The sequence below is a fragment of the Accumulibacter sp. genome, assembly GCF_032229525.1.
GTDB lineage: Bacteria > Pseudomonadota > Gammaproteobacteria > Burkholderiales > Rhodocyclaceae > Accumulibacter.
Window position 1 is genome coordinate 1 of the sequence record NZ_JAVTWB010000106.1, and the last position, 12,186, is coordinate 12,186.

Here is a 12,186-nt window from a genome sequence, read left to right on the forward strand (position 1 = left end):
GGTGGGCTTCTGAGTCATGTCGTACCCCACGCTGGTCGCGCAAGCGAAGCCCATCCCGGGAAGTCAGACCGCCGGATAGGTACTTGCGGAGTCATGGCATCGCCCTTGCTACTCGAAAGGGATTCCCGTCAGCAGCGGAATCGATACCCCGTATTGCTCGATGACATCACATCGATAGCCATAGCGTTCAAGCAGCGCCCTGACAGGCTCGAGTGAATGCCCATGCTTAAGGGGATGAGGCTCCACAATGATTCGCGGCTTGAAGTGCCGGAAGAACACTTCGGCGGCCGCGACGGCTTCCACCTCTGATCCCTCGATATCCATCTTTACAAAGTCGACCCTTTCGACGCCTGTATCGGACACCAATTGGCCAAGTGTTCTGCAATCAACACTTACCACTGTCCCGCGGTGTGTTCCGACGACGGATGACTGTGCCGACCCCATCGATCCTTCATTGCTGAAGGCAATCTTTCCCGAATGACCGGCGACCGCTATTGGAAACAATTGAATATTCGCCAGCTTGTTGATCTCGTCGTGGCGCTGAATGTTTATTGCGCAGCTGAGCAAGTTCGTGGGATCCGGTTCAATTGCCAGCACTTTTCCGGTCGTTCCTGCCGCCTTGGAGAACGCGATCGACGTCAGACACGAATACGCGCCCAAGTCTAGCACTATGCTCCCGGGTCTCAGTTGCGCGAAATCCAGGTATTGCTGACAGGTCATGTATGGCTCGGCCAAGCTCGGACAATGAATCGGAAAATCGCCAAATCCCACGATGTTCTGATCATGAGGGCGGGAAAAATCTACGACTTGCCGGTCCGCATTTCCGTGCCCTACCTTGGTCGGAGATACCGAAGAAAAATAGTAGTCGAAGAAGGCGACCATGTCCTGCACATAAACGCCATTGACACGACCAAGCCGGATCTCGGCGTCATCCTCGAGTCGGACCACGCTAATGTCGTTCCAGCGGACGTCAACACGAAACTGGTTTCTTAGACCTTCTGGTACGAGATCCTCCGGGTTGAAGGTGAACCCTCGAACCAGATCGAGTAATCGTCCAGGATTGAAGAGATCAACTTTCATGAGTGAGTACCTCTCGGCGCATGGTCAGCGCGAAATCTGGGTTGCCTGGCTTCGCGGACAGCCATTCGGGACCAGGCAAACGCAGTATTGCTGCAAGGGTTGAGTTATTCATCCCGGAGTCGTTGCGACAGGACGCCAGGCGCGGACTGCTGAACCGTCAGGTTATCAGCGAGGACATCTCTTGCCTTCTTGGCTGCGGCCATCAGAACAGTTCGTCGCAACACGCTGCGACGTCCAAAAATCGCCCCAAAAATCCTGAGCCAGAGGCCTGCCTGCCCCCGACCCGGCAGCAGGAACGTGAGGGCCGGCGCCACAGCCCGCAGGAGGCCCAGACGTGGCACTCCACGAATCGCATTCCAGATAAACTGGTCAGCCGTCGAGCGCGCCACAAAATCCTCGAGATCACGCCGCAGACGAGCAGCCGCCTCTGGATCATTGGTCGCTTGCCAGTAGTCGGCAGCCATATGTTCGACCAGCATGCGGACCTCGGTCGCCCATTCGATGACCGACGCCTTCGTGCTGAGGTTGTCGCGGCCCGAGCCAAGAACGATGTAATTGGACACGGGAGCAGCCACGCAGCCGACATCGCCCCGGAACGCGAGACGGGTCCAGTAGAACATGTCACCAAACAGCATGCCATTCGGAATCGGACCGATGCGACGCAAATCATCCGTACGGGTCACGCAGGCACACCAGCAGGGGTCACGATTGCCGCCGAGAAAGCCGGCAACGAAGTCGGTTCCGGATTCCACTGCGGGACCAATCTTTGCGGGTACCCGCACATCGGCAAAATGTATCCAGCAGCCGGTGTAAACGAAGGACAGGCTGGGTGATCGATCGAAGGCTTCGATGACCCGAGCGGCGAAGTCGGGCTCGATAAAGTCGTCATCAGACAGACCGAGAAAGAACTCACCGCGCGCCAGCCCGATAAGAAAGTTACCGTGTTGACAAGCAGGAATGGTGGATTCCCGGTGGAAGATCCTCAGTCGCGGATCGCGATACTTGTCGAGCAGTTCGTGGGTTTCGTCCCGAGAGCCATTGTTGGAAACAATGACTTCAACGTCGGCACTGACCTGGCCCAGGGCACTGTCGATCGCCTTGGCCAGGCAATATGCGCGGTTGAGCGTCGGGATTGCGATGGTCAGTCTGGGCGCGGCAGGCTGCTGCATCATTTCGGCATACAACCATTCGGGGCGATGATCGCCGGGTTTTCGGAGTCGTACTTTGCCAAGAGATCTGCGTCCAGCCGCGAGCAGCTTCGAAACCGATAGGGAAGGCCCAGTTCGAGATATTCGTGGACCGCACTCTCCGGATCAAGCGCGACCAGGATCATGACCATCGTATCCGAGGGCAACTCGCGCAAACCTTCTTCGGGTGCAGCAATCGTGCAGCCAGCAAACTGGAGTCCCTGCTTTCGTGGATCTCGATCTACAACGGCAAGTATTCGCCTTTTCTTTAGCCAGGGCAGTTCCACGAAGCGCTGCGCAAACGAACCTGCTCCCCACAAGGCCAACGGAGCCGACGGTTCCAGTTCATCCGCGATAGCGGCGAACTCCTGCGCTCGCGTCGTACTGGCGGTGATGTAGTTCGCCACGGCCGTGCGAAGCTCGTCTGTCTTTGCCAATCGATCAACGCGGGGCGCGGCCTTGCCGCCCGCCAGCATATAGACAGCGGGGTAAGCCTGCCCGCCGGCCACGGGAATCTCCTTGGTCGCCACCCTGTCGACCTCGAAACCGGCGGCCGTAGCCAGATTGGCCAGCGCCGTGCGGTCGAAGTGATTGATATGCTCACTATCGAAAAAATAGAAGGGCACGAACGGATAAGCCTCGTATCTCGATGCGTCCGGGGTTTCGAGATAGACCTTGCCGTCGCCGGTCAGCATCTCCCGGACAACACCAAGGGCGCCGAGTGGGTGGAGGAGATGCTCCATGACGTGGGAAAGAACGATCAGATCGAATCGTCCAATCGACTCGGGAAAAGACTCCAGAGTCCCTTGCACGCCGCAGAGATCGAGTTCGTCCAGTCGAGAGGCGCAGGCAGCCGACGGGTCCATCCCGACCAGATTCGTGAACCCGTGACACCTCAGGGCCAGCAGCAAGCCGCCGTTACCGCAGCCGACATCGAGCACCCGGGCCGTACGAGGAAAGTATTGACCGATAAGCGAGGCCATCGCTGCAAAGCGTTGCTTGTCCTCGCTGCTGCTACCAGAGCCGGAGGCATGCACCCGATCCTCGTAGAGCGAGAACTCCGTGTAGTGGCGAGCGTAGTCCGCCTGACTACCTGGCGTGTCCGCGAAGACGAATCCGCAATTGCCGCAAGCCACCACGTCATAACTGCTGGGCAGCGGAGACGATGAAGGAAGAGCGAAATGCATCGCATGCAGGTGCTCCACCGATCGCTGCCCGCAAATCGGGCAGGGCCGGAACGCCGTGGTCTTGTGGAGAGATTCCCTGATGGTCATCGCCCGCTAACCACCATCATGCAAAGACGCTTGGGCGACCGCGACCAGGGTCGACCCGCTTTCCTGAACATGGAACTCATTCATCGGGAACCCCGTACAAGACGAGATCGAAGGAACTGAATCCATGCACACCAAGGTATAACTTGTACCCCAGTTGCCACGAGTCGATGAGCAAGGGAATTTCCCAAAGGTGATGCGGGTGGTGGTAGATGCTGATCGCCAGCGCCGGCCGGCTGGCGGTAATCGTTTGTATCGCCCCTTGCAGAGCCGCCGGCTCGCCGCCTTCGATGTCCAGCTTGATCAGCGTTGGACGCATGCCGGGAAGCGCGTCATCGATGGAGACGCACTGAATGATCTGCTGTCCTTCCTGCGAGACTCTGCTCGCACCGGTACCGTCTGACGCAAAGCGAAGCAGTTCGGCTTGTGCTCCCAGACCACACGGAAGACACACGCCCGACACCCCCGGGCCCATGTCGCGCATCCGGCGCGAAAGGCGGGCGTAGTTCTCGGGGTCTGGTTCGAAAGCGACGATTTGCTCGAAATCGTAGCCATTTCGCTGCAACTGCTCGAGGGTGTCACCAACAAACGCCCCGCCGTCGACCAGACGCATCGGATTGCGCCATCGGGGAAGATTGGCGGGGCAGTATTGCTCCCGCGGCGTAGGCTGAGGAAGCACATCGTAGCGTCCGGTCAGCCGAAATTCGACCACACGACGCAACAGGTCACGGCTGAATTCGTCCGCCAACACTGCGTCCAATCGAACGAGATTCGCTTCCCGCCCACGATAGACACCCGGTCCCGCCAGCCAGTATGCCGCTGGAAACTCTCCGTCGAACAATGCCTGGAACTCGACAGGATTGACGATTCTGCACACCATGCTGCGGCCCAGATCGTTGATCAGAGCTGCCATGTCCACCTGGTGATTGTGAATGGCAAGCACCATCGTAGCCGAAGGCGGCAAGGTCTCGCGTTGCCAGTCGGACAGCGTCCTGATTCGCAACTGGCGCCATGAATCCCGGCCGCTGGCGGCCGCGTCGGCAAAGCCCAGTACGTCATAGCCGCGATCGACGAGAAACGCCGCCACCTCCCTGCCCCGCGAGCCTGCACCATAGACCAGGATCGGCTGATCGGGAAGCGCTTCGGGTGGTTTGTTTAGTCCATCCGCAAGGGATTGCAGCAGATCTTTCATGGCGAATCCCGCTCCCCCGAATGCGAGTTTTCGTACTGCTCCAGGATACCCGAGCCAATGCCGCCATGGTCTCTGAGGCGGCCACCATCCATCCAGGCAATATGACTTGCCAGGCGCCTTACGACATCGACACTGTGAGAGACGATGATCCCCGAGACACCACGTCCAAATTGGGATTCGAGGTGGCCATAGCATTGCCGCTGGAAATCGGCATCGCCGACGGCCAGCACTTCATCGATCACCAGAATATCGGCATCGACATGGGCCGCGACGGCATAGGCCAGACGAACGTACATCCCGCTTGAATAGCGCTTGACCGGCGTATCGAGGAAGCGCTCCACACCCGAAAAGCCGACGATCGAGTCGAGGCGCTGACGAATGGTCCGCGAAGGGCATCCCAGCATCGCGCCGTTGAGAAAGATGTTCTCGCGTCCGGTCAGATCCGGATGGAAGCCGGTACCGATTTCAAGCAGCGATGCCACACGACCGCGAACCACGATATGGCCTGCCGTCGGCGGAATGATGCGGGAAAGAATCTTCAGTAGCGTGGACTTGCCGGAACCATTCTTGCCAATCAGCGCCAGGCACTCTCCTTGATGGAGTTGCAGCGAAACGTCCCGCAGTGCCCAGAATTCCTCGTCCCCTTTCGCGTCCCTTGAAGTACTGGTCGCGCCCCAAGCCAGGTTACTCAGCCAGCTCTTGAGCGAATCCGGTCGTTGCCGGTGGTGCAAGGCGTAGCGCTTGCTCAGATCGACAACATCCATGACGGTGTTCGTCATTTTCAGGCCAGGTCGACGAGATGACGATCGGTGGCAAGGAGATGCCGCACAGCGAGAAGCGTAACGGCGATGGTGATCGCCACCGAGCTTGCTACCGCGCCCAGCGGGAAACCGTTCAGCCCGCGCAAGAGGCTCCAGCGGAAGCCCTCGATGACGCCGACCAGCGGGTTGAGCGCGTAGAGCGGCTGCCATTGCTCGGGAACAGCCGCGTAGGGATAGCCAACCGGGGTCAAGAAGAAACCGACCGTGATGAGAAACGGGATGAGGTTGCCGATGTCGCGAAAACGCACGTTCAACACCGCGAGCCAGAGTCCCAATGCCGTGCAAAGCACCAATAGCTGCAAGCCAAAGAGTGGAAAGGCCAGGACCTGCCAGCCGGGCAGGTAAGCAAACCAGATGCAACCCATCACGAAAAGCAACCAGGCGACGACAAACTCGATGGCATCCACGAAGACGGCCGCGATCGGGATCAGCGCACGGGGAAAATACGTTTGCTGGATCACGAAGATATGGACTCGCAACGAGACCATGCCATCAGGAACTGCATTGGAAACGAAATACCATGGGATCACGCCACAAAAAATCATCAGCGGATAGGGGGCACTTTGCCGCTCCTGAAAGCCGGCGAGATAGCCAAAGGCGAAGCTCATCACCGCCATCAGCATCAGGGGCTTGAACAGCAGCCAGGCCAGTCCGAAGTAGGTCTGTCGGAAGCGCACGATCAAGTCGCGCCGGATCAACATGTACGCGACTTCGCGAAACGCAAATAGCTCATGCCAGTAGCCACGCAAGCTTGGCGCACTGGCATCGATCAGCCGCGAAGGGGGAAGAGCTGGAAGCTCCGAGGCCGGGCTCGGGCGGCCGGGAAAGCCGCCATGCTCATCGCCCGGGACGTCCTGCCGGCGCGGGTCAAGATGCTTGTCGCCTGGGTTCATGGTGCCAAACGCACGCTTTCCGTGGTGAGAGGTGTTGGCCCGTGATGGCCGACACCGGGGTACGGCGGTAGACCCGGCTGCAACGCATTCAACTTGGCGTAGCGCCTGCCGGAGCGAGGCATTGTCGCATCGGCAGCCCGTGCCGTCCACGCTGCGGCGGGTGCGTCAGCGCTGGGACGGGCCATTGAAGTCGGCCAGGGGTTTCCGGCTTTCGCCTGTCGAAATCCCCAGATCATCGTGCCCAGGCCAGCGTTCTCGCGATCGCTTCCTGCCTGTCTATCAACACGCTCAATCCCAGCTCGCTTCGTGCTCTGCCAATGTCCGGAAGATAGCTATCCACGACCCCTGCGTCGGCCTGGCCGGCAATCTCCGGGGCGACACCACCGGCAACCTGGGCGATTTCCGATGCCAGCTGGGCGAGACTGACGACTTCATCGGAGCCCACGTTGTACGCCCGACCGGCGCCTCCCCGCAGCAGAATGGTCAACAGCCAGATCACCAAATCGGCCGCGTAAAGATAGCTGCGCAGCGGACGACCGGTGCCGTGAATGCGGATCGGTACGCCGGCGAGCGCATCGCGCAGAAAACTACCGACCGCGAATTTGTCGGTCAATGGCAAATGGGGGCCGAGGAACGCGAAGCCGCGCGCGATGACGCATTCGACGGCCGGAGTCAGAACGCACATCAATTCAGACATCCGCTTGATTTCACCGTAGGCCGAGGCGGGCGCAAGGGGATTCGGGGCGTAGCAGCAGTCCTCAACGAGGGCGGCAGGAGCTGTCGGCAGGCGGCCGTATACCGCCCCCGAGCTGGCCAGCAGCAGGCGTCGGGCGCCGCGCTCGCGGGCAAACTGCAGAACGCGCTGAGTACCGGCCAGCATCTTCATGGCCAGCGCCGGGTCGCCGGCAGAGAGCACTGCAGCCGGCGCAGTGGCCAGGTGGAAAACGTAGTCGTGCGGCTGGTCGGGAAAAGCAAAGGAGGCTGCGTCTCCTTCCAGCCAGGCGAATTCCGGCCGGCAAGCCAGACGCGCGATCTCGGCGGCAAAATGTCCCGGTTGTCGGCTCAGGACGGTCGCTGTTATGGCAACGCCGAGTTCGTCGTTTGCCGCGGCAATCGCTTCGAGAAGCCACCGGCCCCAGAACCCGCTACCGCCGGTAATGAACAGGCGCGCCCCGGCCATTGCACGCCACAGTGGCGCCGTGTGCGCGACGAGGTGTTGACGATCAGCCGCGAGCAGGGGCGCACCGGGCGTGGTCAAGGATCGACTCCAGAGCACTCGCCGAGCCCGGCACACGCATCGTCGCGCATTTCAGGGCGCCGGCCGGAGGCACATCATCCCGCCGACGCCCTTGCCGCAATCGGTGATCGCGATCCAAAGACGCACCCCTCGCAAGAGCACGCTGTCGTCACGTGACTGGCCGGAAGATCGGAGGCTCGACTGCATAGCGCCGAGTATCTTCGCTCCTGGCATGGCCGGTCAAGCGGCGCTTTGCGCCGACAGCCGCCAGCAATCCGCGGGCGGGCAGAGAGGGACAGCGACAGGCACTGGATCAGGATTGGGCATCAGAGGAGAATCGTCGCTTGACGCCTTGCTCCGAAAAGGCAAAAGGAAAGGAAACTCATGCTCAACGCTGCACAATTCATTGGCGACCGTCTGGTCACCAGCGGTCTCGATCAGGTGTTCATGGTCACCGGTGGCGGCGCGATGTTTCTCAACGACGCCCTGGCCCACTGCCCCGGGCTGCGTGCCAGCTATACGCATCACGAACAGGCGGCAGCAATGGCGGCCGAAGCGTTTGCACGGTTGAGCGGACGGCCTGCCGTCCTCAATGTGACCACTGGCCCCGGCGGCATCAACGCCCTGAACGGGGTGTTTGGCGCGTGGACCGATTCGCTGCCGATGATCATCCTCTCGGGCCAGGTCAAGCGACCGACGAGCCTCGCTTTTCACGAGTTACCCGGACTGCGTCAACTCGGCGATCAGGAGGCCGGCATCGTCGAGATGGTGCGTTCGATCACCAAGTACGCCGAGGTCGTTCGCGAGCCGCACGACATCGCGTACCACCTGGAAAAAGCGCTCTACCTGGCTCAAACAGGCAGACCCGGGCCATGTTGGCTGGATATCCCGATCGACATCCAGTCGGCGCCGGTAGACCCGGGGACACTGCGGTATTTTACGCCGCCAGCAGCGAACGACAGGCCTGCCGTTTCACTTGCCGACTGCAAGGACCTCCTCGGCCGCATCGCCAAGGCCCGACGGCCGGTAATCCTGGCCGGGACCGGCATCCGCTGCGCTGGCGCGCTGGCCGAGTTCGAACAGTTCACCCGGGCGCTGAACGTTCCGGTGACCACGGCCTGGACGCACGATCTGATCGCCTCGGATGACCCGCTGTTCTGCGGTCGGCCGGGGACGATCGGCACCCGTGCAGGAAACTTCACGGTACAGAACGCGGATCTGCTGCTGGTGCTTGGCAGCCGTCTCAACATTCGCCAGGTGAGCTACAACTGGCAGGCTTTCGCGCCCAGAGCCTACAAGGTGCAGGTCGATATCGACCGGGCGGAGCTCGGCAAGCCACTGGTGCACGCCGATCAGGTGATGCATTGTCATCTGCAGGACTTCCTGCACGCCATGAACGGCCTGCTTGCTGCCGAACCACCGGCCAGGAATCCTGCCCACCATGACTGGCTCGGCTGGTGCAGGCAGCGGGTCGCCGATTACCCGGCCGTACTGCCTCGACACCGGGACTACCGTGGCAAGATCAACCCCTACCATTTTGTCGAGGTACTTTTCGCACAGCTGGAAGACGACGATATCGTCGCCTGCGGCAATGCCACCGCCACCATCGTGCCGTTTCAGGCAGCCACACTGCAACGCGGGCAGCGGCTTTTCTCCAACTCGGGCAGCGCCTCGATGGGCTACGACCTTCCTGCGGCGGTCGGCGCCTACTACGGCGCGGTGAGCGCCAGAGGCCGGCAACGGCGCGTCATCTGTCTGGCGGGTGATGGCAGCCTGATGATGAACATCCAGGAGCTGCAAACCATTGCCCATCACCAGTTGCCGATCAAGATCTTCGTACTCAACAACGGCGGTTACCTGTCCATCCGCACATCACAGAAGGGCTTCTTCGGACGTCTTGCGGGTGAGAGCCCCGCCAGCGGCGTTTCTTTTCCAGACTTCGTGCAAGTGGCCAGGGCCTTCGGCATTCCGGCGCTGTCGCTGAACAGCGCCCACTTCGCTGACGACATTCGGCAGTTCATCGACAGCGATGGGCCGGGACTTTGCGAAATCGTGCTCGACGAGCAACAGGCCTTCGAACCGCGAATCAGTTCTCGTCAGCTTGACGACGGACGCATCGTCAGCGCGCCCCTGGAAGACATGTATCCCTTCCTGGAGCGCGACGAGCTGGCCCGGAATATGATAGATTGATGCTGCCTTTCTGGAGCGGCAAGACCATGACCATGAGCCATTCGCAGACCCCAGAGATTTTTGAACACCTGTTCGTCCTCGAGCTGGCGAACAACCACCAGGGCAAACTGGAACGCGGCCTGCGAATCGTCACCGATTTTTCGCGAATCGTCCGTTTCAATAACGTCAAGGCAGCGATCAAGCTTCAATTCCGCGACGTCGACGCCTTCGTTCACCAGGATTTCCGCGACCGCTCGGATATCCGCTATATCAAAAGAACACTCGACACCCGCCTGTCCAAGGCGGAGTACGCGACACTGACCACGGCGATCCGGCGTGCCGGCTGCATTCCGATGGCGACGCCTTTCGACGAAGTCTCGGTGGACCTGTGCGTCGAACTGGGCGTGGACCTCATCAAAATCGCCAGTTCGGACATCAACGACTGGATCCTGATCGAGAAGATCGCCACCACCAAAAAACCGGTGATCGTTTCCACCGGCGGCTCGTCACTGAAGGACGTCGACGACCTGGTCAAGTTCTTCAACCGGCGCGCCATTCCCCTGGCGATCAACCACTGCGTCTCGCTTTACCCGTCCGCAGACCACGAGATCGAACTCAACCAGATCGACTTCCTGCGCCGCCGTTATCCACTCAACGTCATCGGCTTCTCGACGCACGAGCACGGCGACTGGCAGACTTCGATCGCCATTGCCTATGCCAAGGGTGCGCGCACTTTTGAGCGGCACATAGACATCGTGGCTGACAACATCCCGGTTGCCGAGTACTGCAGCCTGCCGCATCAGGTTGACCAGTGGTTCAAGGCCTACCAGAAGGCGGTCACCATGTGCGGTGCGCCCGGCACCCAGAAGCGCATTCCCCTGAGCAGGGAAAGTCACTATCTCGACGCCCTGGTGCGTGGCGTCTACGCCCGACGAAACCTCAGCAAAGGGCATGCACTCAGTGAGGATGACGTTTACCTGGCCATTCCCTTGCAGAAAGGCCAGATCTCGTGCCGGGAACTGATGCGCGACGAGTTGCTGCTGAGCGACGTCGCCGCCGATGGCGCGATCATGATCGACATGATCGATAGCCCTTACGCCGAGAACGAGCAACTCAAGGCGCTCATTTACCAACGCGGACTGTGATCGGATCGCACGGTGTTTCACTCGATCATTTTCGACCTCGACGGCACGCTGATCGACTCCCGGGCCGCGATCCTGAACGCTTTCGGCAAGGCCCTGGCGGAAAAAGGCATCCAGCCACGGATCGCGCTTTCGGCCGTGCGCATTGGCCCGCCCCTCGCCGAGACCCTGCGCGAACTGACCGGCAGCAGCGACGAGGCCCTCCTGGATTCCCTGGCGGAGCACTTCAAGGCGCACTACGACAGCACCGGCTACCAGGCCAGCGAAGTCTTCGCGGGGATCCCGGAGCTGCTCGCAGCGCTGCCGGCAACGGCTGCGCGTTGCTTTCTGGCAACCAACAAGCGGATTGCGCCGACTCGCCTGATTTTGAAACACCTGCGCTGGGAAGACCACTTCGAGGCGGTGTACGCGCTGGATTGCCAGACGCCGCGACTACCCGACAAGAGCACGATGCTCGCCCGACTCATCGCCGAGCAGGTGCTGAACGCGCAGGACACTATCTATGTCGGCGACACGCCCGAGGATCAGACCGCGGCCGGCGCCAACGGCCTGCGCTTCGCGGCAGTCACCTGGGGCTACGGAGACTTCACGGCCGCCGACACGCCGCGCTTCGCGACGGCGCACGAACTGACGACCTACCTGACGCAATGAAACTGATCAGCGTCGTTACCGGCTGCTTCAACGAAGAAGACAACGTAGACGAACTCTACCAGCGCATCCGCGCGCAGTTCGAACGCCTCCCGGCTTACGACTACGAACACATCTTCATCGACAACGCCTCAAGCGACAGCACTGTTGACAGGATCAAGGCCATAGCCGCGGGCGACAGGCGCGTCAAGCTGATCGTCAACACCCGCAACTTCGGCCACATCAGGTCGCCGATTCACGCGCTGCTGCAGGCGCGCGGCGATGCAGTCATCGCCATGGCCTCGGATCTGCAGGAACCACCCGAGCTGATTCCCGAATTCATCGACCGCTGGGAAAAAGGCTACCGCATCGTCGCCGGGGTGAAGCCGAGCAGCACCCACAGCACCGCCATGTCCTTCGTCCGCAAAGTCTTCTACTCGACCATCGGGCGCATCTCGGACACCCGCCTGATTCCGAACTTCACCGGCTTCGGGCTGTACGACCGGTCGGTCGTCGAGATCATTCGCCAGATGGACGACCCCTACCCCTACTTCCGTGGCCTGATCG

At 60.8% G+C, this 12,186-nt stretch carries 11 protein-coding genes; 4 read left to right on the plus strand and 7 right to left on the minus strand.

The annotated features are described in order from the left end of the window. Positions 1–108: 108 nt before the first annotated feature. From RUW20_RS06595 to RUW20_RS06625, 7 genes are all read right to left on the minus strand, one after another. Positions 109–1,080: an FkbM family methyltransferase gene (locus tag RUW20_RS06595; RefSeq protein ID WP_313951404.1), complete on the minus strand. Its 972-nt coding sequence runs from the start codon at positions 1,078–1,080 to the stop codon at positions 109–111. Positions 1,081–1,184: 104 nt separating this feature from the next. Beyond that, positions 1,185–2,252: a glycosyltransferase gene (locus RUW20_RS06600; protein WP_313951405.1), complete on the minus strand. Its 1,068-nt coding sequence runs from the start codon at positions 2,250–2,252 to the stop codon at positions 1,185–1,187. Next, entirely contained in the window at positions 2,249–3,541 is a 1,293-nt protein-coding gene (locus tag RUW20_RS06605) for a class I SAM-dependent methyltransferase (RefSeq protein WP_313951406.1), read from the minus strand. Before RUW20_RS06605 ends, RUW20_RS06600 begins: the two co-directional genes overlap by 4 nt. Positions 3,542–3,617: 76 nt before the next feature. Further along, positions 3,618–4,730: an FkbM family methyltransferase gene (locus RUW20_RS06610; protein ID WP_313951407.1), complete on the minus strand. Its 1,113-nt coding sequence runs from the start codon at positions 4,728–4,730 to the stop codon at positions 3,618–3,620. Continuing rightward, positions 4,727–5,509, minus strand: a complete 783-nt coding sequence (locus RUW20_RS06615; RefSeq protein WP_313951408.1) for an ABC transporter ATP-binding protein — start codon at positions 5,507–5,509, stop codon at positions 4,727–4,729. The genes RUW20_RS06610 and RUW20_RS06615 overlap by 4 nt, the downstream gene beginning before the upstream one ends. 2 nt (positions 5,510–5,511) lie before the next feature. Then, the gene (locus RUW20_RS06620; protein WP_313951414.1) at positions 5,512–6,252 is read right to left on the minus strand and encodes an ABC transporter permease; all 741 of its coding nucleotides are present in this window, start codon (positions 6,250–6,252) and stop codon (positions 5,512–5,514) included. 424 nt (positions 6,253–6,676) lie between these two features. After that, a complete protein-coding gene (locus tag RUW20_RS06625; RefSeq protein WP_313951409.1) occupies positions 6,677–7,702 on the minus strand; it encodes an NAD(P)-dependent oxidoreductase in 1,026 nt (341 codons plus the stop codon). A 363-nt stretch (positions 7,703–8,065) separates the two neighbouring features. Between RUW20_RS06625 and RUW20_RS06630 the strand changes: the two genes are divergently transcribed. The 4 genes from RUW20_RS06630 to RUW20_RS06645 form a co-directional block, all read left to right on the plus strand. After that, positions 8,066–9,871 carry a thiamine pyrophosphate-binding protein gene (locus RUW20_RS06630; protein ID WP_313951410.1) on the plus strand — a complete coding sequence of 602 codons (1,806 nt, stop codon included), beginning with the start codon at positions 8,066–8,068 and terminating at the stop codon, positions 9,869–9,871. Beyond that, positions 9,871–10,995, plus strand: coding sequence for an N-acetylneuraminate synthase family protein (locus RUW20_RS06635; RefSeq protein WP_313951411.1), 1,125 nt, complete (start codon positions 9,871–9,873; stop codon positions 10,993–10,995). The genes RUW20_RS06630 and RUW20_RS06635 overlap by 1 nt, the downstream gene beginning before the upstream one ends. 12 nt (positions 10,996–11,007) lie before the next feature. Continuing rightward, a complete protein-coding gene (locus RUW20_RS06640) occupies positions 11,008–11,643 on the plus strand; it encodes an HAD hydrolase-like protein (RefSeq protein ID WP_313951412.1) in 636 nt (211 codons plus the stop codon). After that, positions 11,640–12,186: glycosyltransferase family 2 protein (locus RUW20_RS06645; protein WP_313951413.1), on the plus strand; the 547-nt coding region annotated here is incomplete at its 3' end. The genes RUW20_RS06640 and RUW20_RS06645, both read left to right, overlap by 4 nt.

Bases quoted from the DNA above. Each gene is read 5' to 3' on its own strand.
- RUW20_RS06595 (WP_313951404.1), bottom strand. From the start codon at position 1,080: ATGAAAGTTGATCTCTTCAATCCTGGACGATTACTCGATCTGGTTCGA.
- RUW20_RS06605 (WP_313951406.1), bottom strand. From the start codon at position 3,541: ATGACCATCAGGGAATCTCTCCACAAGACCACGGCGTTCCGGCCCTGC.
- RUW20_RS06610 (WP_313951407.1), bottom strand. From the start codon at position 4,730: ATGAAAGATCTGCTGCAATCCCTTGCGGATGGACTAAACAAACCACCC.
- RUW20_RS06630 (WP_313951410.1), top strand. From the start codon at position 8,066: ATGCTCAACGCTGCACAATTCATTGGCGACCGTCTGGTCACCAGCGGT.
- RUW20_RS06620 (WP_313951414.1), bottom strand. From the start codon at position 6,252: ATGTTGATCCGGCGCGACTTGATCGTGCGCTTCCGACAGACCTACTTC.
- RUW20_RS06615 (WP_313951408.1), bottom strand. From the start codon at position 5,509: ATGACGAACACCGTCATGGATGTTGTCGATCTGAGCAAGCGCTACGCC.
- RUW20_RS06635 (WP_313951411.1), top strand. From the start codon at position 9,871: ATGCTGCCTTTCTGGAGCGGCAAGACCATGACCATGAGCCATTCGCAG.
- RUW20_RS06600 (WP_313951405.1), bottom strand. From the start codon at position 2,252: ATGATGCAGCAGCCTGCCGCGCCCAGACTGACCATCGCAATCCCGACG.